Source organism: Corynebacterium sp. HMSC05C01, assembly GCF_001807155.1.
Classification (GTDB): Bacteria; Actinomycetota; Actinomycetes; order Mycobacteriales; family Mycobacteriaceae; genus Corynebacterium; species Corynebacterium coyleae.
Genome location: NZ_KV787971.1, coordinates 67010 through 90658, shown reverse-complemented (window position 1 = coordinate 90658; position 23649 = coordinate 67010). Strand labels below are relative to the sequence as shown.

Annotated in this window: 24 protein-coding genes; 5 read left to right on the top strand and 19 right to left on the bottom strand. The window is 60.9% G+C overall.

What is annotated here, in order from left to right:
- The first annotated feature begins 10 nt into the window (after nucleotides 1-10).
- Complete coding sequence (locus HMPREF3145_RS10225) at nucleotides 11-931, top strand: glucose-6-phosphate dehydrogenase assembly protein OpcA (RefSeq protein ID WP_070423128.1); 921 nt, start codon at nucleotides 11-13, stop codon at nucleotides 929-931.
- Nucleotides 928-1626 carry a 6-phosphogluconolactonase gene (pgl, locus tag HMPREF3145_RS10220; RefSeq protein WP_070423127.1) on the top strand — a complete coding sequence of 233 codons (699 nt, stop codon included), beginning with the start codon at nucleotides 928-930 and terminating at the stop codon, nucleotides 1624-1626. Before HMPREF3145_RS10225 ends, pgl begins: the two co-directional genes overlap by 4 nt.
- 7 nt (nucleotides 1627-1633) lie before the next feature.
- Here the strand turns inward: pgl and secG are convergent, their stop codons facing one another.
- The 18 genes from secG to HMPREF3145_RS10130 form a co-directional block, all read right to left on the bottom strand.
- Nucleotides 1634-1870, bottom strand: a complete 237-nt coding sequence (gene secG, locus HMPREF3145_RS10215; protein ID WP_070423126.1) for a preprotein translocase subunit SecG — start codon at nucleotides 1868-1870, stop codon at nucleotides 1634-1636.
- Between the two features lie 67 nt (nucleotides 1871-1937).
- Nucleotides 1938-2711, bottom strand: coding sequence for a triose-phosphate isomerase (gene tpiA, locus HMPREF3145_RS10210; RefSeq protein WP_070423125.1), 774 nt, complete (start codon nucleotides 2709-2711; stop codon nucleotides 1938-1940).
- A gap of 12 nt (nucleotides 2712-2723) precedes the next feature.
- Nucleotides 2724-3935: a phosphoglycerate kinase gene (pgk, locus tag HMPREF3145_RS10205; protein ID WP_371325711.1), complete on the bottom strand. Its 1212-nt coding sequence runs from the start codon at nucleotides 3933-3935 to the stop codon at nucleotides 2724-2726.
- A 93-nt stretch (nucleotides 3936-4028) separates the two neighbouring features.
- Nucleotides 4029-5039: a type I glyceraldehyde-3-phosphate dehydrogenase gene (gene gap, locus HMPREF3145_RS10200; RefSeq protein ID WP_070423123.1), complete on the bottom strand. Its 1011-nt coding sequence runs from the start codon at nucleotides 5037-5039 to the stop codon at nucleotides 4029-4031.
- A 260-nt stretch (nucleotides 5040-5299) separates the two neighbouring features.
- Entirely contained in the window at nucleotides 5300-6289 is a 990-nt protein-coding gene (whiA, locus tag HMPREF3145_RS10195; protein ID WP_070423122.1) for a DNA-binding protein WhiA, read from the bottom strand.
- 54 nt (nucleotides 6290-6343) lie between these two features.
- Complete coding sequence (yvcK, locus tag HMPREF3145_RS10190; protein WP_070423121.1) at nucleotides 6344-7324, bottom strand: gluconeogenesis factor YvcK family protein; 981 nt, start codon at nucleotides 7322-7324, stop codon at nucleotides 6344-6346.
- Nucleotides 7324-8232, bottom strand: coding sequence for an RNase adapter RapZ (rapZ, locus tag HMPREF3145_RS10185; protein WP_070423120.1), 909 nt, complete (start codon nucleotides 8230-8232; stop codon nucleotides 7324-7326). The genes yvcK and rapZ overlap by 1 nt, the downstream gene beginning before the upstream one ends.
- A gap of 89 nt (nucleotides 8233-8321) precedes the next feature.
- Nucleotides 8322-10382, bottom strand: a complete 2061-nt coding sequence (gene uvrC / locus HMPREF3145_RS10180) for an excinuclease ABC subunit UvrC (RefSeq protein WP_070423119.1) — start codon at nucleotides 10380-10382, stop codon at nucleotides 8322-8324.
- 3 nt (nucleotides 10383-10385) lie between these two features.
- A complete protein-coding gene (locus HMPREF3145_RS10175; protein ID WP_246816805.1) occupies nucleotides 10386-10919 on the bottom strand; it encodes a PH domain-containing protein in 534 nt (177 codons plus the stop codon).
- Nucleotides 10920-10991: 72 nt separating this feature from the next.
- A complete protein-coding gene (gene ribH, locus HMPREF3145_RS10170; RefSeq protein WP_070423117.1) occupies nucleotides 10992-11477 on the bottom strand; it encodes a 6,7-dimethyl-8-ribityllumazine synthase in 486 nt (161 codons plus the stop codon).
- A 19-nt stretch (nucleotides 11478-11496) separates the two neighbouring features.
- Nucleotides 11497-12813, bottom strand: coding sequence for a bifunctional 3,4-dihydroxy-2-butanone-4-phosphate synthase/GTP cyclohydrolase II (locus HMPREF3145_RS10165; protein WP_070423116.1), 1317 nt, complete (start codon nucleotides 12811-12813; stop codon nucleotides 11497-11499).
- Between the two features lie 11 nt (nucleotides 12814-12824).
- Nucleotides 12825-13412 carry a riboflavin synthase gene (locus HMPREF3145_RS10160; protein ID WP_070423115.1) on the bottom strand — a complete coding sequence of 196 codons (588 nt, stop codon included), beginning with the start codon at nucleotides 13410-13412 and terminating at the stop codon, nucleotides 12825-12827.
- Nucleotides 13413-13415: 3 nt separating this feature from the next.
- A complete protein-coding gene (gene ribD / locus HMPREF3145_RS10155) occupies nucleotides 13416-14411 on the bottom strand; it encodes a bifunctional diaminohydroxyphosphoribosylaminopyrimidine deaminase/5-amino-6-(5-phosphoribosylamino)uracil reductase RibD (protein WP_070423114.1) in 996 nt (331 codons plus the stop codon).
- Nucleotides 14408-15070, bottom strand: a complete 663-nt coding sequence (gene rpe / locus HMPREF3145_RS10150; RefSeq protein ID WP_070423113.1) for a ribulose-phosphate 3-epimerase — start codon at nucleotides 15068-15070, stop codon at nucleotides 14408-14410. The genes ribD and rpe overlap by 4 nt, the downstream gene beginning before the upstream one ends.
- A 9-nt stretch (nucleotides 15071-15079) precedes the next feature.
- Nucleotides 15080-16558 carry an RsmB/NOP family class I SAM-dependent RNA methyltransferase gene (locus HMPREF3145_RS10145; protein WP_070423112.1) on the bottom strand — a complete coding sequence of 493 codons (1479 nt, stop codon included), beginning with the start codon at nucleotides 16556-16558 and terminating at the stop codon, nucleotides 15080-15082.
- Nucleotides 16555-17481, bottom strand: a complete 927-nt coding sequence (gene fmt / locus HMPREF3145_RS10140; protein ID WP_070423111.1) for a methionyl-tRNA formyltransferase — start codon at nucleotides 17479-17481, stop codon at nucleotides 16555-16557. The genes HMPREF3145_RS10145 and fmt overlap by 4 nt, the downstream gene beginning before the upstream one ends.
- A 2-nt stretch (nucleotides 17482-17483) precedes the next feature.
- The gene (def, locus tag HMPREF3145_RS10135) at nucleotides 17484-17984 is read right to left on the bottom strand and encodes a peptide deformylase (RefSeq protein ID WP_070423242.1); all 501 of its coding nucleotides are present in this window, start codon (nucleotides 17982-17984) and stop codon (nucleotides 17484-17486) included.
- 39 nt (nucleotides 17985-18023) lie between these two features.
- On the bottom strand, nucleotides 18024-20033 hold the full coding sequence (locus HMPREF3145_RS10130; protein WP_070423110.1) for a primosomal protein N': 2010 nt from the start codon (nucleotides 20031-20033) through the stop codon (nucleotides 18024-18026).
- A gap of 187 nt (nucleotides 20034-20220) precedes the next feature.
- Between HMPREF3145_RS10130 and HMPREF3145_RS10125 the strand changes: the two genes are divergently transcribed.
- The 3 genes from HMPREF3145_RS10125 to HMPREF3145_RS10115 are packed head-to-tail and all read left to right on the top strand — an operon-like array spanning nucleotide 20221 to nucleotide 22416.
- Entirely contained in the window at nucleotides 20221-21150 is a 930-nt protein-coding gene (locus HMPREF3145_RS10125; protein ID WP_168162466.1) for a polysaccharide deacetylase family protein, read from the top strand.
- An 18-nt stretch (nucleotides 21151-21168) separates the two neighbouring features.
- Entirely contained in the window at nucleotides 21169-21564 is a 396-nt protein-coding gene (locus HMPREF3145_RS10120; RefSeq protein WP_070423108.1) for a hypothetical protein, read from the top strand.
- A 3-nt stretch (nucleotides 21565-21567) separates the two neighbouring features.
- Nucleotides 21568-22416: a hypothetical protein gene (locus tag HMPREF3145_RS10115; protein ID WP_070423107.1), complete on the top strand. Its 849-nt coding sequence runs from the start codon at nucleotides 21568-21570 to the stop codon at nucleotides 22414-22416.
- On the opposite strand, the gene metK is transcribed toward HMPREF3145_RS10115, so the two are convergent.
- Complete coding sequence (gene metK, locus HMPREF3145_RS10110; RefSeq protein ID WP_070423106.1) at nucleotides 22413-23630, bottom strand: methionine adenosyltransferase; 1218 nt, start codon at nucleotides 23628-23630, stop codon at nucleotides 22413-22415. The genes HMPREF3145_RS10115 and metK overlap by 4 nt on opposite strands.
- Nucleotides 23631-23649: the final 19 nt, after the last annotated feature.

Sequence of the window (23649 nt, the reverse complement as noted above, 5' to 3'; positions counted from 1 at the left end):
GGTTCGACGTATGATCATCGATCTTCCTAACACCACCACGAAACAAATTGAGACGTCACTCGCACGCGTGCGCGAGAGCCATTCGCTAGCTACCGGTCGCGTCCTGACGCTTTTGGTTGCGGTAGATGAAGACAGCGAGCTTCTCGACGACACCTTGTCCACCCTCCGGGACGCCTCTTTCGAGCACCCAGCACGTGTACTCGTGCTGGTCTCCGGCGACCCGGCTAAGGAATCGCGTCTCGACGCCCAAGTGATGGTTGCGTCTAACGCAGGCGCCTCCGAGGTCGTCGTCATGCATCTGCGCGGGGAATTGACGCAGCACCTCGGTGCCGTGGTGACACCCCTTCTGCTTCCCGACACCCCCGTTGTCTCATATTGGCCAGGCGCTGCTCCAAAACGGCCCGCCGAAGAGCAGTTGGGACGCATTGCGCAACGTCGCATTACCAACATTCGTGGTGCGAGCCGCGATGGATCGCTCGCGGAGTTGGCGGCAGGCTATACGCCCGGCGATTCCGATATGTTGTGGTCTCAAATCACTCCCTGGAGGGGAATTCTCGCTTCGGCGCTTGACCGGTTCCCTGAGCACACAATCACGGGTGCAGAGGTCGCCGGTGCTCCTGGAGACCCCAGCGTGGATCTTGCGGCCGGCTGGCTCGCTGACAGCCTCGATGTGGAGGTAATACGTTGCGATGAGCATATCTCCGGCTTCCCCATCGCCCACACCATCATCCACACTGACGGCGGCGATGTTGAAGTCGTTGCTGAGGGTGAGTACACGGTACGCATTTCGGTACCAGACATGGCTGACTCGCGCGTCGCAATGGGTGAGCGCACTGACGCCGAATGTCTTGCCGAAGAACTTCGCCACCTCGGTCCCGATGCCATCTACGGCAACGCTTTGAACGGCTTAGGAAAGGTACGACACGCATGATTTATCCGAATCTCGAGGCTCTTATCGACGACACCGCCGCCGACGTTGCGGCCGTCATCCGCGACGCTCAGCGCTCTGGCGACGGCCGCGCTCGAGTGGTACTGACCGGCGGAACCGCGGGCATCGCTCTCCTGCGACGTCTGCGCACCGAAGCGATCGACTGGGCAAACGTAGACGTGTTTTTCGGCGATGAACGCAACGTACCGGTAGACCACCCCGAGTCCAACGAGGGCCAGGCCCGGGAGGCGTTGCTTGACCATGTCGACATACCCGAAGCGAACATCCACGGCTACGGGTTGGACGGTGGGCCCATGGATGCCGCGGTAGCGCGTTATGAAGCAGCCTTAGCGGAGTTTGCGCCGGATGGCTTCGACCTCCACTTGCTCGGTATGGGCGGCGAGGGTCACATCAACTCGCTGTTCCCTCACACCAGCGCCGTGCGCGAACATGATGCCATGGTCGTCACGGTTACTGACTCCCCCAAGCCGCCAGCCGAGCGGGCGACCCTGACCCTGCCTGCGGTCCAGTCAGCCGACCGTGTGTGGTTGCTCGTTTCCGGCGCAGAGAAAGCCGAGGCTGCCTCCCACGCAGGTGACGGTGTTACGGCAGCTCAGGATTGGCCGGTCGCCGGCGCAGTTGGGCGTAAAGAAACGGTCCTGCGCATCACCGAGGATGCAGCAGGACCGTTGAACTAATTCGCTGTTAGGACGCGAACGTCTGGATCAGATTCAGACCGATGATGCAGGCGATCCAGATGATCGCCATCAGCACGGTCACGCGGTCCAGGTTGCGCTCCACGGTGGTGGAGCCGGACAGGTTCGCCTGAACACCGCCACCGAAGAGGCTGGACAGACCGCCGCCCTTGCCTTTGTGCAGCAAGACGAACACGGTCATGAGGATCGCGGAAATCACCAGCACGATCTCGAGAGCAAGAGCCATCTGCGATACCTTTCCAAATCACATTGGTGCAAACTCTGTTGAGCCTACACCACTTTCTGGTGGGACCTTACATCGACGCGTTCGCGGCAGCGGCGGCAAGCTTCGCAAACTCCTGGCCATCCAGGGAGGCGCCGCCGACGAGTCCACCGTCGACATCGGGCTGGCCCACGATCTCTGCGACGGTGTCCGTTTTCACCGAACCGCCGTAGAGGATGCGGACCTGATCGGCTGCGTCGTCGCCCGCAAGCCCACGGACAAGTTCACGGATGCCGTGGCAGACCTCTTGGGCGTCCGCGGCGGAGGCCACCTTGCCAGTACCGATTGCCCAGACGGGCTCGTAGGCGATGACGACCTTGGACGCATCCACACCAGCTAACGACTCACGCGTTTGCTTGACCACGAAGTCGAGGTGGTCGCCCGCCTCGCGGACCTCGAGTGGCTCGCCGACGCAGACGATTGGCGTGATGCCGTGTTCAAGGGCCTTCTTCGCCTTGGCAGCGACCTGCTCATTGGTTTCGCCGTGGTATTCGCGACGCTCCGAGTGGCCGACGACCACCCAGGTGCAGCCGAGCTTCTCCAGCATCGCGGCAGAAATGTCGCCGGTGTACGCGCCGTTGTCGTGCTCAGACACGTCCTGCGCGCCGTAGGTAATCTGGAGCTTGTCGCCTTCCACCAACGTCTGGATTGAACGCAGGTCTGTGAACGGGACGGTCAGGGCGATATCGACTACCTCGTAACCATCCTTCGGGAACGCGAAGACAAGCTTCTGCGCGCTCTGGATCGCCTCAAGGTGATCGTGGTTCATCTTCCAGTTGCCCGCGATGAGTGGTGTACGTGCCATGGATAGACCTCCTTACTGCAGAACAGAAACGCCAGGCAGGTCCTTACCCTCAATCAATTCAAGGGAAGCGCCGCCGCCGGTCGAAATGTGGGAGAATCCCTCTTCGTCGAGGCCCAGAGTGCGCACGGATGCCGCCGAGTCGCCGCCGCCGACAACCGTGAAGGAACCGTTGTCCTTGGTCGCTGCGATCATTGCCTCAGCCACTGCCTTGGTGCCGTCGGCGAAGTTCGGGAACTCAAACACACCCATGGGGCCGTTCCAGAACACCGTCTTGGAGCCCTTGATTGCCTCGGCGTAGTTCTTTGCGGTCTCCGGTCCGATATCCAGGCCCATCCAGCCATCCGGAATCTCATCCAGGCCGACGACCTTCTTCTCGGTGTCCTTGTCAAAGCCAGCACCCGCAGCGACATCAACCGGCAGAAGCAGCTTCTCGCCGAAACGTGCGATGAGCTCCTTGCAGGTATCGATCATGTCGTCCTGCAGCAGCGACTTCTGCACGTTGTGGCCCTGGGCCGCAAGGAAGGTGAAGCACATGCCACCACCGATGATGATCTTGTCTGCCTTCTCTGCAAGCGCCTCGATCACACCGAGCTTGTCGGACACCTTCGAGCCACCGAGCACCACAATGTAGGGGTTCTCCGGCTTGTCCTTGACCGCAGACAGGATCTCTACTTCCTTATCGACGAGGAAGCCCGCGTACGCCGGCAGCTTCTTCGCAACGTCGTACACAGACGCCTGGGCACGGTGCACAACGCCGAAACCGTCAGAGACGAACGCGCCGTTGTCAGCCGCCAACGCAGCGAGCTCAGCCGCGAACTCCGCGCGCTCCGCCTCGTCCTTTGAAGTCTCGCGCGGATCGAAACGAACGTTCTCCAGGAGCAGAATTTCGCCCTCGGTCAAGCCGTTGGCACGCTCGTGGGCGTCCTCGCCACTGACGTCGCCTGCCAGCGGGACAAACTGCCCGAGACGTTCCGACAGCGCCTCTGCAACCGGTGCGAGAGAAAACTTCGGGTTCACCTCGCCCTTCGGGCGGCCGAGGTGTGCCATAACGATGACCTTCGCGCCGCCGTCGAGAAGCGCCTTCAGCGTAGGCAGCGACGCGTCAATGCGACCGGCATCGGTGATGTTGCCGTTCTCGTCGAGCGGAACGTTGAAGTCGGAACGAACGAGGACGTGGCGGCCGTCGACGCCTTCGTCGAGAAGCTGCTGCAAGTTCTTAGTCAAGGGGTCTCTCCTTTTAGTTCGGTGAACGCATCCCATCGTATGAAAAACGGGTCCGCCGCGCTGGAAGCGCCACGGACCCGGGGGTGCCATAACTTAGAGCTTGTCCGCGACCAGCTTGGTCAGACGGATGTACTGGGCGGTGTAAGACCACTCGTTGTCGTACCACGAGATGATCTTGACTAGGTTGCCGTCGATGACGCGAGTCATGCCAGCGTCGAAGATAGCGCCGTGCGGGTCACCGATGATGTCGGAAGAGACGATCGGGTCCTCGGTGTACTTCAGCGCCTGGCCGAACTCGCTGTCCTCCACAGCCTTCTTTACTGCCGCATTGACCTCCTCGACAGTGACATCCTTGCCCAGGGTCACGGTGAGGTCGGTGGCGGAACCGGTGATGGTCGGCACACGCATTGCGAAGCCATCGAGCTTGCCCTCAAGGCTCGGGAGCACGAGCGCCACAGCCTTAGCTGCACCGGTGGTCGTCGGAACGATGTTCTGCGCTGCCGCGCGGGCGCGACGCAGGTCCTTGTGCGGAGCATCCTGGATCCGCTGGTCACCTGTGTAAGCGTGGATGGTGGTCATCAGGCCACGCTCGATACCGAACGCCTCGTCGAGGACCTTCGCAACCGGCGCGAGCGAGTTCGTGGTGCACGATGCCGCGGAGATGATGTTCTCCTCGCCCGTGTAGTCGGCATGGTTCACGCCCCACACGTAGGTGCCGTCAACTTCCTTGCCCGGTGCGGAGATGATGACCTTCTTCGCGCCAGCATCAATGTGTGCCTGAGCCTCCGGCCCCTTGCGGAATACGCCGGTGCACTCCAGCACAATGTCAACATCCAGGTCACCCCAGGCGAGGTTTGCCGGGTCCTTCTCAGCGGAGACCTCAATACGGCGGCCATCGATAGAGATCGAGTGGTCGTCGTACTCGATGTCGTGCTTGAACTGGCCGTAGGCCGTGTCGTACTTCAGCAAGTGTGCGAGAGTCTCATTGTTCGTCAAGTCATTGATCTTGACGACTTCGAGCTCGCCCTTGTACTCGTCCTCGATGATGCGGAGCGCGGAACGTCCGATACGACCGAAACCGTTAATGCCAATGCGCGTAGTCACTGTATTTTCTCCTCGATGGTTGTAGAAAACCTCGTACGCAAGCCAGTGTATCTGCGCCTCTCACAGCCTGCAGGGCGCAAATTCGCCCCAAGGCCCCCTCCCCGCAACCAGGGGGAGCATTCCCCCGCCGTGCCGATTCTGAATGTGGTTTCCCACACCACGACACCTCAGCACCCCCACTCCCCCTGGGGAAAAGACCGCCCGCTCAGGGCATCTCATGTACCCCAGAGGAAACTGTGATTCCGAACACGTTCTGGGCGTTAATCTGAATTCACAGGATTCGGAGCCGTTTCCACTCCGTGTGTGTCCGGGATCCCCATCTCGGCTGCTCGACGATCAGCGAGCGACAGCAGTCGTCGAATACGTCCTGCAACGGCGTCCTTGGTCATCTGCGGGTCAGCCAAACGACCAAGTTCCTCGAGTGAAGCATGGCGGTGTTCCACGCGGAGGTAGCCCGCTTCCGCAAGGTGCTCAGGAACATCGTCGCCAAGAATGTCCATCGCACGCTCCACCCGTGCTGCAGCAGCTGCTGCAGCCTGCGCCGAACGGCGCGTATTGGCGTCATCGAAGGTAGCCAAGCGGTTGTTTACCTTCGCTGTCACAGCCTTCGCCGCGCGCTTGCGGTCCCACTCCAGGCGGGTCAGTGGTGCCCCCATACGACTCAGCAGGATTCCGATGGTCTCGCCGTCGCGGATAGTCACTCGCTCCACACCTCGGGTTTCACGGGTCTTCGCGGTCACCGACAGACGACGGGCCAACCCAACGAGTGCGAGCGCAGCTTCCTGGCCCGGGCACGCCACTTCAAGGGTCGCGGTACGGCCAGGCTCCATCAGCTTTCCTCGCGCGAGAAACGCGCCACGCCAAGCTGCCTCAACGCCGGCCATTGATCCTGAAATCACCTGTCGCGGCATACCAACCACCGGGTGACCAGACGCTGTCACAAGCTTCAGCCGGCGGATGACATCAGCCACGTCACGTTCCACCCGAACGACATACGTGGTGTCTTTACTGCCTTGGACAGGGGGTACGGTCTCGATGGCAGGCTGGACTGCGCAGAGTTCTTGAATGGATTCCGCGAGCCTCACCGCCACCGGCTTCTCGCCGAATTCTGCGACGATGGCCAGACCGTTATCGGAAGGCTGGATCGAGCCGGCGAAACGAATAAGCGCGGTGGCTTCCGCCGCCCGAGCCTCGGTGGTACCACAAGATACGGCGAGTAGCTCTTCTTTCACCTTGCCCGTAAGCGCCAATGCTTCCGTCCTTTCATCGCCCCCTTTAACCCGAAGCAGTCTAGCTTGCAGCTGTTAGCTGCTCGTCGAGAGGTCCTTGAGCGCAGCAGCAAGCTTCAACGGATCATGAAGGTTGCGCTTCACACCATCGTCGCCTTCGACGCGTAAGGAGCGGTACTCGACGTCCGCGCCGAGCCGTTCCGCCGCACGGCGGACGTTTTCACGTTCACCGTGCGTAGTCACCATGTCACTGTCCGCCAGGAAGCAATCAACCCGCAGGTTGGGGGCGTGTTGCGCAAAGACATGGATATGACGCTCGGTGGTAAACCCATGGGTCTCCCCTGCTTCTGGGGAGAGGTTAAGTACCACAACCACCTTCGCTTCGGTCTCGTTCAGCGCATCACACACTTGAGGCACCAACAGGTGCGGGATCACAGAGGAAAACCACGAACCAGGCCCAATGGTGACCAGATCCGCGTCCATAATCGCCTGGATGGCGTCCCGGCTCGCTGGCGGTTCGGACGGAGTCAGCCGCACACGGCGCACAGTGCCCGGTGTCGTCGCAACGGCGACTTGGCCGTGTACAGAGCGCAGCACCCGTGGGTCGTCGTCAAGCCCTGCAACATCAGCTTCAATGTCGAGGGGTTGTGGGCTCACTGGAATGACTCGTCCCTGGGAGCCGGTCCATTTGCCAACCTGGTCCAGCGCCGCTTGTGTGTCACCAAGGCGCTCCGCAAGTCCGGCGATGATCAAGTTTCCCAAGGCGTGTCCAGCCATTGCGCCATGCCCACCGAAGCGGTGCTGGAGCGTGTCGCGCCACATTGCGCCGTCCCCGCTGTCGTCGGTAAGCGCTGCCAGCGCCATGCGGAGATCTCCCGGAGGAACAATCTCCATCTCGCGACGCAGGCGGCCCGACGAGCCGCCGTCATCGGCAACTGTCACCACAGCGTTAATACGAGCTGCGCCGGCAACGCGCGCGGCCGTGAGCGTCTGGTAGAGCCCATGCCCTCCCCCGAGGCATGTGTACGTCATCGCCGCGGGATCAGTCGCGCGCATTAGTGCTTCTCCAAATCACGGTGGATGACATTGACATCAACTTGGCCCTGCTGTCGCAGTCGCCTCCCGATCGCTTCTGCGACCGCAACCGAGCGGTGGTGCCCACCTGTGCAGCCAACGCCCACAGTGATGAAGTCCTTACCTTCGTGGCGGTAGCCCTTCAACGTGCTCGACAACAGATCAACGAAATGGTCCACGTATTCCTTCGCACCATCCTGCGACAGGACATAGTCTGCTACAGGTGCGTCGATACCGCGGAAGTCGCGCAGCTCCTCAACCCAGTATGGGTTGGGTAGGAATCGCACATCAATGATTAGATCAGCGTCACGTGGCGAACCATGCTTGAATCCGAAAGACTCAATAGTGACGTGTTGACGCTCCACCGGCAGCTCGCCGACCGATGCCTCAACAGCGCGGCGTAGGTCGTGCACAGACAAATTGGACGTGTCGATGATGACATCTGCGGCCGAACGGATGCCTTCCATTTCCTCGCGTTCGCGATCGATGCCGTCCTGCAAGGTACCATCGCCCTGCAGCGGGTGCGTGCGCCGCACGGAGTCGAATCGGCGGATCAGCACATCGTCACGCGCCTCAAGAAACAGCACGAACGGTGAGTAACCACGTCGACGGAGCCCCTCAAGGGTGTCGGCCAATGAACCGTTGAACCGGTCTGCGCGCACGTCCGACACGACCGCCAGCCGTTCCACTGGGGAATCGTCCGCTGCTGCAAGGTCCACAAGCTCCAGAATTAACTGGGGTGGCAGATTCTGTGAAACGAAGAAACCTTTGTCCTCGAATACTTTCGCTGCGGTGGACAATCCGCCACCGGACAAGCCGGTGATGATCACCGGACGCCAACTGGCGGAACGCAAATCGTGTGGCAATGCTTGAGCAGAAGCTGTGGACATGGCGCTCATCCTAACGAAGCGCAGCGAGCCGCGTCGCGGTTCCGCAAAAGCTGCCGCAAAACCTGCCTCATAACCAGCCTCAAAACCAGCTACGTATGAAGGTGCTCGTAGATCGTCGCGGCGAGTTTCGGACCGACGCCTTTAACCTCCTGGATCTCCTCGATAGAAGCCTCTTTGATCTTCTTCACCGAGCCAAAGTGCTTCACCAAATCGGTTCTCCGCGCGGGGCCTAGTCCCGGGACTGCGTCGAGGGCGGACGCTCGCATGCGCTTCGAGCGTTGCTGGCGGTGGTAGGTGATGGCGAACCGGTGGGCCTCATCACGCACCTGCTGGAGCAGATACATGCCTTCGGAGTTTCGCGGCAGGATCACCGGCTCGTCGTCGTCTGGCACCCACACTTCCTCGAGGCGTTTGGCCAATCCGATGAGTTGTACATCGACGATGCCGAGGTCGTCGAACACAGCCTGTGCGGCATTAACCTGGGGTTTGCCGCCGTCGACGATGAACAACTGGGGAGGGTAAGCGAAGCGTTTCGCACCGGTCGATTCGTCGGCCTCGTCCTCGAAGGTCTGCGCCTCAGCGACCTCATCAGGGTTGGCGAGTTTGTCCTCGTTGTAGCGCTTGAAGCGCCGGCGTGTGACCTCGGCGATGGACCCGACGTCGTTGGATCGACCATCGCCGGCTGCTTCCTTGATGCGGTATCGACGGTAGTCGTTCTTTTTGGGCAAACCGTCCTCGAACACCACGAGGGAGGCTACAACGTCGGTGCCTTGGATGTGGGAAATATCGGTGCATTCAATACGCAGCGGCGCTTCGTCCATCCCGAGCGCGTCCTGGATATCTTGCAGGGCCTGCGATCGTGCGGTCAGGTCACCGACCCGCTTCAACTTGTGCTGGTGGAGCGCTTCGGCGGCGTTTTTGTGCACTGTTTCCATCAGTGCACGTTTATCACCGCGCTGCGGCACGCGAAGGTCCACAGGCCCGCCACGTAGTTCTTCGAGAAGTTGGGTCACTTCCGGCAGTTCCGCGGGCAGCGTCTCGACGAGAATCTCACGCGGCACCGGCATCGGTGCCGCCGCTTGCGCACGTGACTCCTGATCTACGCCTCGGCGGCGAACCTTCTGCGCTTCGATCTTGCGATCCTCTTCACGCTCCTGCTTCACTCGCTCGACCGCATCCGAGTAGTACTGGACCAGGAAGTTCTGCATCAACGTTGGCAACGTTGGGTCGGTCTGGCCTTCCTCCAGACGTTCTGCGGCTCCGGGCTCATCGCCCGTTTTTTCGACAACCCAGCCCCGCTGTGCGCGGATGCGCCCATCGCGGACGTTGAAAATCTGCACCGCCGCTTCAAGCTCGTCGGTATCAAAGGCGATGATATCCGCGTCGGTGTCCTGGCTGAGGACGACCGTCTGGCGCTCCATTACCTTTTCGACGGCGCCGAGGTCGTCGCGAAGCCGCGCCGCCTTTTCAAACTCGAGGTTCTCCGCGGCCTCCTCCATCTGTGCGGTGATGCCACGGACAAGCTTCTCGGAGCGACCTGCCATGAAGCCAAGGAAGCCCTGGACGATCTCGTCGTACTCGGCTTCGTCGACACGACCGACGCAGGGTGCCGCACACTTGTCGATGTACCCAAGCAAGCAAGGGCGTCCAAGGGATTCGTGACGGTTAAACACACCGTTGGAACACGTCCGAATCGGGAACACGCGCGTGAGCAGATCGAGGGTCTCGCGCACCGCCCACGCATGCGAGTACGGGCCGAAATAGCGTACGCCCTTACGCTTGGGGCCGCGGTAGAAGAACGCGCGCGGGTAGCGTTCGCGCACGCTGACGGCAAGCATTGGGTAGGTCTTGTCGTCGCGGTACATGACGTTAAACCACGGGTCGAAGCGCTTGATCCATGTGTATTCGAGCTGGAGCGCCTCTACCTCGGATGCGACAACGGTCCATTCGACTGAAGCGCCGGTGTAGACCATCTGCCGGGTCCGCGGGTGCAGAGTCTCCGGTGGCTGAAAGTAGTTGCTCAGGCGCGCACGAAGATTTTTGGCTTTGCCAACGTAGATGACACGCCCGTCGCGGTCCCGGAACTTATACACGCCCGGATCGGTTGGGATCGTTCCGGGCGCTGGGCGGTAAGACTGGGGGTCAGCCAAGGGTTAATCCTTAGGCATGTATTTGGCTTCGAGCTTGCGGAATTGCTCGACAGCCTGAATCGCGCGCTCTTTATCGCCTGATTGGATCGCCCACAGGGTGACGTACTCGAATTCCGGAAGTTCGAGTCGCGCCATGCGGGAGCCCTTGGGGAAGCTCAAACCGTAAATGACGGTCCAGGGGTAGAAACGGGTGCCGATGATGTTGGCTACCTGGACGCCGTCTTCGTTGACGCGCACCCGAGGGCGAGTCAGTGCGATCCAGGACAGGACGGAAATAATCAGGCCAACGCCCACGAACGCAAACTTATCCACGCTGGTAATTGCGATGCCCGAGAACTGCGCGTCCACGGCCCACGCCATGAAGAAATGCACGGCCATGACAAGGATGATCCAGCCGATCGCCACGGTTCGCAGGTACTTCGACGAAATCTCAAGCTCCCACGGCTTCGTCGAGGTGTTGGCGTGCGGATCAAGCGCAGTCAGGTAAGCAGCTTCCTGCTCGTTCGTTATGTGTGTGCCTGCTGGTTGATCAGTCACTTCCGCACTCCTTGTCAACTTGAAAACGCTCTTGCTTCTCGACGACTCCGTGCCGCGCTCGCTCCGGCTACTTTAACCCTTTAGCGGCAAAGCGCGAACTTTCTGCAGTTCAACTAAGGCCCCAGCGGCCGCACGCATCGCCTCGGCGCCTTTGTCCTCTTTCGCGTCTTCCCCACCGGCACGCTCGTAAGCCTGGTCTTCTTCTTCAACCGTGAGCACGCCGTTGCCTACCGGCGTTTCCTCATCCAATGCAATACGGGTGAGGCCAGCGGTGACAGAGTCGCAAACGTAATCAAAGTGGGCAGTTTCGCCACGGATGACGCAGCCGAGGGCCACTACCGCGTCGTAGCGCTTTGCGCATGCCTGCACCACAACTGGCAACTCCAACGCGCCTGCTACCGCATATTCATCGACTTTAACGCCCAGTTCTCGGGCCTCATCTCGTGCGCCAGCGCGCAGCATCTCGACGATCTTTTCATTCCAGCGGGTGTAAACGACGGCGACGGTAAGCCCCTCCGCTTGCAGGGAATAGTCCTCGGGTGCTCCAGTAGCTGCCACTGGTGGGTCTCCTTGATACCTAGTTGGTGTGGTGTTGTGGGTGTTGTGTGTTGTGTTCTTCAGCCCAACCGAGAATGCCGGGCAGGTCGTGTCCCATCCTGTCGCGCTTCGTCCGCAAATAGGCGATGTTGTCGTGGTTAGGAACCACTTCGATCCTACTGCGGTGAGCAACCTTGGGGATCAGACCGGCAAAGGCATCGACTTTTTGGGGATTGTTGGTCATCAGATCGACCGAACCGATACCCAGGTCTGCAAGGATGTCGCTTGCTGCGGAATAGTCGCGTGCGTCGACTGGCAGGCCTTGTTCAAGGTTTGCATCAACGGTGTCGAGCCCGTCGTCCTGTAAACGGTAGGCGCGCAGCTTGGCGAGTAACCCGATTCCGCGTCCCTCATGTCCACGCAAGTAGACGATAACGCCGCGGCCTTCCTGCTGAATGCGGCGCATTGATTCCTGAAGCTGCGGACCACAGTCGCAACGGCGGGAGCCAAACACATCGCCGGTGAGACATTCCGAATGCACGCGGACGAGAACGTCCTCGGCGTCGCGCAGTGCATCAAGTTCCCCAGCGATCAGCGCAACATGCTCGGTCTCAGTCAACGTATCCAGGTAGCCAACCGCAGTGAATTCACCGAACTCCGTTGGTAAACGAGTAGCAGTGCTGCGTTCGACAAATCGTTCATGCTGGCGACGGTACGCAGCGAGCTGCTCGATCGAAATCATCGGAAGCCCGTGCGTATTCGCGAACCTGCGGAGCTCGTCGAATCGAGCCATGTCTGCAGGGTCATCTTCAGAAACGATCTCGCACAGGGCACCGACAGGGGCCTTACCCGCAAGCGTCGCAAGGTCTACCGCTGCCTCCGTGTGTCCATCCCGGACAAGTACTCCCCCGTCACGCGCCCGCAGGGGCACAACGTGTCCGGGCCTCGTAAACGACTCTGGGGTCGCGGAATCGTCGGCAAGCAATGCGATCGTCGTGGCGCGCGAACGTGCGGAAATACCGGTGGTGCCGGTTGCTGCATCAACGGTCACGGCGTAGGCAGTCCCGTGCAGGTCCTGGTTTTGCGCAACCATCGGGGGCAGATCGAGGGCAGTAGCCCGCTCGTCCGACATGGACACGCAAATGTAGCCAGAGGTGTACCTCACCATAAACGCCACCAACTCCGGCGTGGCGTCTTGTGCGGCGAAGATGAGATCGCCCTCGTTTTCGCGATCCTCACTGTCCACGACGACGACTGCTTTGCCCTCGCGGATGGCGGCAATCGCCTCCTCCACAGTGTTCAACTCGGTGTCCAAGTCGGTGGTGTGATTACCGGCGCTACCGGCGGATGCTGTCATACCGTTCAACCCTAGCCCTGCACCATTTTCTCAACGTACTTGGCCACGATATCCACCTCAAGGTTCACCGGATCACCGACCGTAAGGTCACCAGCAGTGGTATCGCGCAGCGTGGTGGGGATCAGCGACACCTCGAAAAAGTCGTCTCCGACTGCGGAAACCGTCAGCGATGTTCCGTTGACCGTAATGGATCCTTTCTCCACCACATACCGACCAAGATTCGCGGGCAGAGTGAAGCGCACTACCTCCCAGTGCTGCGAAGGCGTGCGAGAGACAACCTCGGCGACACCATCGACGTGGCCCTGCACGATATGTCCGCCCATGCGCTGACCAGCAGCCAACGCGCGCTCTAGGTTGACCTTGCTCCCCTCGCTATAGGTGCCGAGACGCGAGCGATCCAGCGTTTCGCGCATCACGTCAGCGGTGAATACGCCAGCAACGTTGTCAACCACCGTCAGACACACGCCGTCGACCGCGATGGAGTCCCCCGGTGATGCATCCTCGGTGACCTTCGGCGCACGTACCGCGATCCGAACGGCATCCTCGAGTTGCTCAAGCGTGTCGACGACACCAATCTCCTCAACGAGTCCCGTAAACACAGTTCAGTCCTTCTCCATTTCCATAAGCACATCGTTGCCGATCCGGCACACATCAGTGGTGCGGAAACGTTTAGCGTCGCCAATCGTTCCCGCGATTTCGCGGTCGAGCACTCCCCGTCCGGCCCCCAGCAGTGCAGGGGCAATGTAGGCCTGCACCGCGTCGACCAGGTCGAGTTCCAGGAAACTCGCCGCCAATGTTGCCCCGCCTTCTACAAGCACATCTCTCGCGCCGCTATCCCACAGCGCTGTCAGCGCGGCCTGTGGAGTGTCGTATTGCTCAAACCCGAGCTCGGTCAGGTTGCCGCTGGGAACAGCCCGCTTACCGACGACCACACGTCGCGGCTGGTGCTCATACAGAGCGCCATCGCTGTGGCGGGCGGTCAACGATGGGTTGTCAGCAAGCGCGGTCCCCGTGCCAATGACAATCGCGTCACGTTTCGTGCGATCTGCGTGCACAGCGGCGCGGGCTTCGTCGCAAGTGATCCACTTGCTCGTCTTATCGGCCGCTGCCGTAAACCCGTCCAGCGTCGACGCAAACTTCAGCGTCACACTCGGGCGGTTGTTGCGCACCGAGCGAAGCCAGGGCTGCAGTGCCTCCACACGGGTGTGAAGTAGGGCCACATCCAATCCATGTGTTCGCAGCCAATCCGCGCCGCCGGATGCAGGCTCAAACGGATCAGCGGTCAGATACACCACCCTCGCAATTCCGGCATCCACCAACGCTTGGGTGCACGGACCTGTCCTGCCAGTGTGGTTGCACGGTTCCAAAGTGACAACGGCTGTCGCGCCCTTCGTCCGTGGTCCCGCTTCACGCAGGGCGTTGACCTCAGCATGGGGCCCGCCCGCGGGAGAGGTCCCGCCAGTCGCGATAACTTCCCCGGATGCGGTCACGATTGCGCAGCCCACCGGCGGGTTCGGCGAGGTCGTCCCGCGCACTGCGTCACCCGCCGCTATGGCCGCAGAAACCGCGTTGGCTAACGCGGGATTATCACGTGTCACGCCTGCGCAGCCTCAGTTGCCAACTCGCGGAGGCGCTCTACCGCCTGGGCTGGGTCATCAGCGCCGAATACGGCGGAACCAGCAACGAATGCGTCCACACCGGCCGCTGCCGCTTGTGCGATAGTGCTGTTGGCAATGCCACCGTCGATACCAATGATTGTGTCCAGGCCCGCTTCCGCAATGCGATCGCGAAGCGTCATCACCTTGCCCAGGACCTCGGGCATGAACTTCTGGCCGCCAAATCCTGGCTCGACACTCATGACCATGACCTGATCAAAATGCTCGAGGTCATCGAGGTACGGCTCGATTGCGGTCCCTGGCTTGATGGCGAAGCCGGACTGTACACCGAGTTCGCGGCACTGCTTCGCAGCAGCTACATGGTCGTCGGTCGCTTCGACATGGAACACGAGGCGGTCGCCGCCGGCCTTGACGTAGGTTTCAAACCACCGCTCCGGCTCCTCGATCATCAAATGCATATCCAGGAATTGGTCCGTCACGCCGTCAACCGCCTTGGTCACGTCGGGACCAAAGGACAAGTTGGGCACAAAGTGGCCGTCCATGATGTCAACGTGGATCAGGTCTGCGTTGGGGACCTTGCGGACGTCGTCGCCAAGCGCTGCATAATTAGCGGCAAGAATTGATGGTGCGATGTAAATCATGAGGTGTCCTTAAACTTCGGTGGTCGGCTCGGGTCCGAGTTTTCGCAGTACAGCGAAAAACATAGCGTCTGTTCCGTGTCGGTGCGGCCACATCTGGACGCTTGGCAAGTCGCCAACGTCATCCATGCCCGCTGCGTACTGGCTCGCATCGAGCTCCTCGACCTTGCCATCAGCGAGGATCGTGTCGACGATTCCCCTGGTTTCGCGCACATCGGGTGAGCACGTGGAGTAGACGACAATACCGCCGGGCTTAACTAGCTCGATTGCAGCCGAGAGCAATTCGCGCTGAAGCACGTTGAGTTCCGCGATGTCTTCCTCACGCTTGGTCCAACGCGCCTCTGGGCGGCGGCGAAGCGCTCCGAGACCGGAACAGGGTGCGTCGACGAGAGCACGGTCGTAGCCCGGCTCAAGGCCAGAACGACGACCATCGGCAGTATGGACGCGCACAGGAAGATCACGCACGGTTTTCCGAATGAGTTCAGCACGGTGCGGACTCACTTCGACGGCATCAACTACTGCGCCATCGATAGCAGCCAACGCCCCCATAAGCGCCGCCTTACCTCCCGGCCCAGCGCACAAGTCGAGCCATCGGCGTTGGTCGTCTTCGACCGGCACGTCCACTACCGCACGCGCAATCACCTGCGAGCCCTCGTCCTGGACTGCGGCGAGCCCCTCGCGTACCGGCTGCAACTGTCCTGGATCACCTTCAGGGAGGTAGACGGCGTACGGTGAGTAGCGCCCCTCTTCTCCGCCAGTGACCAGCGCTAACTCCTCCGCACTCATCTCGCCTGGTCGAGCAACAAGATGTACGACCGGGCGGGCTGAATCAGCCTCAAGCGCGGCCTCAAGCTCGTCGTCTCTCGAGCCCAGTGCAGCACGGATCGATTCCGCGATCCACACCGGGTGCGCATGGCGGAACGCCACCGCAGCAAGCGGGTCCTCCGGTTCAAGCTTGCGGAGCCACTCCTCCGCTGGAGTCCGCGTAATCGAGCGCAATACGCCGTTGACAAAGCCCTTGGCCTTGAATTGACCGGCCGCTTCAACCAAACGTACGGAGGTGTCGACGGCCGCATGGTCCTCCACTCGCGTGTACAGCAACTGGTAGGTGCCGAGCCGCAACGCGGTCAGCACTTCAACAGCCATTCGGTCCAGGCCGCGGGATGCGTTGTCTGCAATCACAGCGTCAAGAACACCAAGGCTGCGCAGCGTGCCGTAAGTCAGCTCGGTTGCAAACGCAGCGTCACGACCGGTGATCTTTCGCTCACGCAAGACCGTCGGCAGGGTGAGGTTTGCAAACGCCGCGTCGCGCTCGACGCGTACCAACACCTCAAATGCCGCCTCGCGCGCCGGGTCACCGATGCGTGCGGTTGCGTTCACAGGTGCTGCTTCTTTGCGACGCCTCGGCGCCTGCCGCGTGTTTGCTCGCCCGTTTCGCTTCGGCTGGTGTTCACGGCGCCCTGCTGCGCGTGACCGGAATCCACCACTCATTCGAACGTCATCCCTTCCGCCCGGACATCGTTGGCCAAGCCTCGAGCCCAATCAGCTGCGTTCATCATTTTCTTGCCGGGTGCCTGAATCGTGCTGAGCACGACGTCACGAGTACCGGTTCCCACTCGCACCTCGTTCTTGCCAAATGCAACCTGGCCCGGGGCGAGCTCGGTTGAATCGACAGACGTTACTGGCCCGAGCTTGAATCGCTCCTCGCCTCGCATAGTCCATGCACCAGGCGCTGGAGTATGCGCACGAATTGCCCGATCGATGACCGTGGAATCGGCGGCCCAGTCAACGCGCGCATCTGCAGTGAGAATCTTTGGCGCATAGGTTCCCTCTTCAGGCTGTGCTTTCGGCGTCAGTGTGCCGGATTCAAGACCATCCATGGTGCGAACGAGCAGGTCTGCGCCGGAGTACGCCAAACGCTCGAGAAGAACACCGGCGGTGTCGTCGTCGGAAATTGTGTCTGTGAGCGTGTCCAAAATGTCGCCGGTGTCCAACCCTTCGTTGATCCGGAACGTCGTCGCACCGGTGGAGGCATCGCCCTCGCGGATCGCGGCCTGTACCGGCGCAGCACCGCGCCACTGCGGCAGCAGCGAGAAGTGCAAGTTCACCCAACCGTGCGTCGGAATATCGAGCATGCCAGCAGGAATCAGGTTGCCGTACGCAACGACCGGGATCGCGTCTGGGGCGATGTCGCGCAGTCGGGCCGCGGTGTCGTCGTCAAGTTTCTCGGGTGTGAGCACCTCAATGCCATGCTCGAGTGCAACTGCCTTCACCGGCGACGGATGCAACGTGCGCCCCCTGCCTTTGCGTGCATCGGGTCGCGTCAGCACGGCCACTACCTCATGTTCCGATGCCAGCAGCCGCTCCAGTGCCACTGCCGCCGGCTCAGGGGTGCCTGCAAATACAAGTCTCACGGTTAGTTCTCCTTATTCCACTCCGCCGCGGCAATCGCATCGAGTGCCGCTTTGCGGTCAGCTGGCGACATTCGGGCCGTAAACATCACGCCGTCGAGATGGTCTGCTTCGTGCTGAATGCAGCGTGCGAGCAATCCGCTGCCGCGTAGTGTCAGCGGGCGCCCACACATGTCGGCGCCATGGGCAACCACGGTGTTGTGCCGCTCAACAGTCCCGCGAACATCAGGCACCGAAAGACATCCCTCCACACCAATTTGGGTATCTTCGCCCAACGGCGTCCACACCGGGTTCACGATGTGTCCCCGAAGGCCCTGACAATCGAACACAAACACTCGCTGTGCGACACCGACCTGGTTTGCCGCTAGGCCAACACCCCCAGCCGCATCCATCGTCTCAAGCATGTCGCCCACGAGCCTGTGCAGGCGTTCGTCGAACACATCCACCTCCTCCGCTGCCGTGTTGAGCACCGGATCCCCGAATAGACGAATGTCGCGTATGGCCATGAACGCCAAGTGTACTGACCTGGACAAGCGAAATTTCGCTTACCCGATATCCACCGGATTGACCTGGATACGCAGTGGCAGTTCCTGCTTGGACGTCGTCCACGCGACTGCCCCTGCCCGCAGCGCCTTGCCCAGCGCAGACCGCCCAGTTAACGGCGCGCGCACCAGCATGCGCTGCGCCGGACCGTACTCACGCTGATCCCACTCGCCGGGCAAACGCACACCCGGGGGCAAATCCACAGGCCCCAGGATCTCCGCGTAGTCCGGCAGGTCGGTGCGCTCAAAGAACGGCTCCAGCGCGTCTCGGGGCGCGTCAACCACGGCAACGTGGACCGCCGGCGGAAATCTCGCCTCGCGGCGCAAAGCCAGCTCTGCAGCTGCAAATCCCGGCGCGTCCCAGCGAATGAGATGCTGCACGACCGGCATGCTCGGCTCCGCTACCACTACGACTTCTCCGCCATCGGCATGCGGTTGGACAAGCGTGGCAGCAGCCATCCATTTCGACAGCGTGTCCTCCACTGCCCTTAAGTCAGGGCGTTGCACGAGCGCCCACGCGTCAAGCAGCACAGCAGCACCGTATCCGCCTGGTACTCGAGGCTCCGCACCTGGCGTGGCGACGACAATCGCAGGCCCCGCGTCAATCGTGCGCGAAATACGATCGCCCCCGGACGTTTTGACCCTATATTTCGCAAACGCACGGCCAAGCTCTTCTGCGGTGCGTTCGGTGCCCAGTACGACAGCCCGCACACGCCGGGAACCGCATGCCGGACACACATGTGCAGGGTCCATTCGGCCACACCACCGGCATGTCGGTGCCGCTGCTTCACCACCGGACGGCAACCCCAGCGGTCCGTTGCACCAACGGCAACGCGACGGTGTACGACACTGCCCACAGGCGAGTGATTGGATATAGCCGGTGCGTGGCACCTGGAACAACACGGGTGTGCCCCGCTCGAGGGCTTTCGTCGCGGCTGCAAATGCTGACGAAGGCAGACGCGCCTGTTTAGCCCTCGGGTCCCGTTCAAGCTCAAAGTCAGAATCGCCCGCGGCGTGAATGTAAGGCGAACGTGTACGAAGCGTTTGGCGGGGTGCGACCAGTTCGTGCATCCAGCCAGATTCCACCAACAGTTGCGCCTCTGCTGTGCGTGAGAATCCACCGATGACCAAACATGCGCGCTCAAGGCTCGAGCGCGTCGTGAGCACCTCCCTGGCGTGAACGTAGGGCGCGCGAGGATCCACGAGGTTGTCATCGCCGTCGAACATGACGACCATCAACCGCAAGTTCTGGACCGGCGCGAACGCGGCGGAGCGGGTCCCTACCACGATGCGCCCTTGGCCGTGCAGAACGGACAGGTAGCGGGAATACCGTGCTTGGGGTCCCTGGGAGGCGGTCAAAGTCGTCACTTGTTTTGCCGCAACGAGCTCGCGTAGCGCTTCCTCGCAACGGTCAACAGCATCTTGGTCCGGAACCACGATGAGCGCGCCACCGCCGTCCTTTGCCACCTTGACAGCGAGTGCGGCAAGCGCGGCAGGCCAATCCTCGCCCGGCACCAACTGCCACGCGGCACGAGCCAGCTTTCCCTCTACTACGGCATCGACGAAGGACTCACCGTGTGTGTACGTCGTCCATGCGGAAAGGTCCGGCTCGGCGACCTCCCCGAGCTCCACCCATGGTGTGGAGGTATCCGTTTCTTCCGCTTTCGCATGTCGTGCGGGTATTGCAGAGCGATAAATGTCGGATCGGATGCCTGCGTACCGGTCCGCGAGTGCGTCGATAAGCATGCGCGTGTGCTCCGGGGCCACGACCTCGGGTGAGATAACGCGTTCGATGAAGCGCAGTGAGCCTTCATGGCTTGTCGACGACACCCGCTCCAGCACGATCGCATCCACGAGCCTGCCTGCAAACCGAACCCGCACGCGGACGCCTGGCTGTGCGGCTTCTGCATCCTGCTCGTCGACAAGATAATCGAAGGCCCGATCAAGGTGCGCGAGCCCCAACATAGGCAGCACGCGGGCCACAGGCAGGTTAGCAGCTCGCGTGTTCGACATGGTGCAGCATTCTAAACCACGCCACGACACGACACTCCGGACCTAAGGCTCAGCTGTGCGAAACAGTGCGGTAGTAATAGATGCATCACAAATCAATCGCGCCGATGAGGGACCCGCTTCCGCCATGAAACGTCTGCTTCCCGCAGTCTTATCCGTCTGTATATCCGCCGCAGTTGCCGCAGGAGCCATGACTGCTCCCCAAGCACATGCGGTTGACGTCACAAATCCTTCGCTAGGAAGCAAGCAGACACAACAGCTTTTTGCAGGCTCCTCCCTTGGCCCGATACTTAGTCCAGGTAACGGCTCGCCGATCGACAACGTATCCGCCTACATCCACGGCTCGTCGCAAGGCGCACAGCAAGCCGTACAGGACAACTGGCGCAAGGCATACAACCAACTCCCCCAACAAGTTCGAGATAGCGTGCCACCTCACCTGCGCCCTGCACCGCAGGAAGAAGAGACTGTGCCGGTAACCGTGGTCCCGGCAGCGGAGCCAACGTTGTCTCCTAACGCAACCAACTGCAGCAATTGCGTAGCAATTACGTACGACGACGGACCGGTTCCCGGTACGGAGCGCCTGCTCGACATCTTCAAGCGCAAGAATGCGCATGCGACGTTTTTCGTCGTCGGTAACAACGTCAATGCAAACCCGAAGATCCTGCGCCGCATCCGCGCCGAGGGCCACACGATTGGCAACCACTCGTATTCACACCCGGACCTGGCGCGCCAATCCGACGCGACGATCGGGTCACAGCTCAGCGACACGAGTGCTGCCATTGAGAAGCAATCGGGAGTGAAGGTGCACTGGGTGCGCCCGCCCTATGGTTCCTACGACGGCCGTGTAATCAATGCTTCCAAGGCCCGTGGCCTATCGCTGGCAATTTGGGACGTTGACACGATGGATTGGAGCCACCGTGACACCGCACGCACCTGCTCCATAGCGGTCAATCAGGCGCAAGCTGGATCGATTGTGCTCATGCACGACATCCACGAGCCGACCATCAACGCAGCGGAATGCATCATCGATGGTCTGCGCGCCAAGGGGCTGCGTCCGGTAAGCCTCGACGAGATGATTAAGGACCCCGTCCCGGGGCGTGTGTACACCCACGCGAATTAGCCGTTAGACTTCGTCGCCATGACTGATCCAGGCGAGCATACAGACGAGCAATCGGAAGACACTGCAGACCGCGAAGGTTGGCTCAAGGCACTTCCCTATGCCGTTTTTGCACTGTATGTGATCGCACCTGCACTCCTCATTCCCGTCGCTGGCACGCCATGGCTCCTCGTTGGTTTCATCTTAGCTGTCGCTGCTATCGCGGGGCTTGTCGACGGCTACTGCTTCCGTCCCTCTTGGACATTGCCACTATCCGCCGCTGGCGGTTTCTGGGTGGCGAAGATCCTTTACTTCAATGACGGCACCTTCATCTATGCACTCGGCGTGGCTGTCGTGTCGGCACTTTGCGCATGGCTGATGTCTTTGGTGCGCAAGCAGCCGGCCCCGGTGTCGTCGACAAGCAGTGCGCAGGTGTAGCCGATGGAAACCTGGAGCCTCAACCACCCGAAGTATGGGCTTATCGAACTGCGTGTGGGATTCGACCGCGACTTCGCGGCAGAGGACCCTGAGTGGCCCGGAGATGAGACTGACAAGGAAGGCACCCTGGCCACAGACAAACACACGCTGCCCGAACGCGTCGAACTCTGGGCAAAGAATCCGAGTGAGCGCATGGAAGTGCGTGTCGACGGCACCGTGCAGCACCGCTACAACGACGTGAACAGCGGGCGACTCCCCCTTTTTGGAAACGGCGGGGCAAAACTCGAGACTCCAATGGGGATCGGCGTTGACCGCCAAAAGCCTCACCTTAAACTGCGTGCAAGTGGCTTCGACGAACTGCTCAGTGTCGAGTTTCGGGAGGGCGACACCATCGTCGAGTTCGACCCTCCAGAAGGCTCACGCGGTGCGAAACGGCGTCGGACAATGGAATCGAGTTCGCTCAAGCGCACACTCATCCCTATGGCCGAAGGCTTGGGCAAAGGTGGCTGGGCGCTGGCGGTGATTGTCCTCGGTCCGATCGTAAGCCGAATCATCGACCGGCTTCTGCGCTACCTTCCGGACTGGGAACTCCCCGACATCACCTTGCCGCACATGGATCTTCCGGTCCCGCACCTTCCCCAAATGGATCTTCCGCTCCCCCAGATCAACTGGCCTGAATTAGACCTCCCGGACTTGCCCGAGTGGGTTCTTGTTGCGCTCGAATACTCCAAGATCTGGCTGCCAATCCTCATTGGCGTGGTTGTCGGAATCGTGGCCTTGCGCAACCACAAGAAGTCTGAACAGCAAAAAGCCGCCTGGGACAAACCCCAAGCGGCTTCGAAGGAAACTTAAACGCCTGCGGCTGCGCGCAAGTCGTCCACCTTATCGGTGTGCTCCCAAGGCACATCGATGTCTGTGCGACCAAAGTGGCCGTAGGCAGCGGTTTGGCTGTAGATCGGGCGCTTCAAATCCAAATCGCGGATGATCGCATCCGGTCGCAGATCGAAGACCTTCTCCACTGCCTGCTGGATCGACTCGTTGGTCTGCCCCTCAGCGGCGGTACCGAACGTCTCCACGTACAGGCCAACCGGAGTTGCACGACCAATTGCGTACGCAACCTGAACCTCAACACGGTCTGCGAGGCCCGCAGCGACAATGTTCTTCGCCACCCAACGTGTCGCATACGCACCGGAGCGGTCCACCTTTGAGGGATCCTTGCCAGAGAACGCGCCACCGCCATGGCGTGCCATACCGCCGTAGGTATCCACAATGATCTTGCGTCCAGTCAGGCCTGCGTCCGCCATCGGACCACCGGAGATAAACGAGCCAGACGGATTGATCAGGACCTTGGTGTCCTCGCGGTAGAACTTCTCCAGACCGGCGTCTTCCATAACCCAAGCGATAACGTGCTCTCGAAGCGCCTTCTCAAGTGCCTCACCAGTGAAGTGTGGGTCGTGCTGCGTGGAGATCACGATCGTGTCGATAAACGCCGGGGTATCACCGTCGTACGCAAACGTGACCTGAGTCTTGCCGTCTGGGCGAAGGCCGTCGACGATGCCCTCGTGGCGCACTTGGGACAGTCGGCGTGAAAGGCGGTGCGCAGTCGCAATCGGCAACGGCATGTACTCAGGGGTCTCGTTGGAGGCGTACCCAAACATCAGCCCCTGGTCACCCGCACCAGACTGGTCAGTCTCTTCAGTGGAGGCCTGTTCGCGCACCTCCTGGGAGGTGGTCACGCCATCCGCAATCTCCTGCGACTGATCACCGATTGCGATGTTGACGCCACAGCTGTTGCCGTCGAAACCAACCTCGGAAGAGGTGAACCCGATTTCCACCAATTTGTCGCGCACGATCTTCGCAATATTGGAGTACGCAGACGTGCGAACCTCTCCAACAACGTGAACCTGCCCAGTGGTAACGAGCGTTTCCACTGCAACGCGGGACTGTGGGTCCTGCGCGAGCATGTCGTCCAAAATCGCGTCCGAGATCGCATCGCAGATTTTGTCTGGGTGCCCTTCAGTGACGGACTCACTGGTGAACAGTCGGTAGTAAGTGTCGAGTGACAACGGATCTTTCCTTTACGTG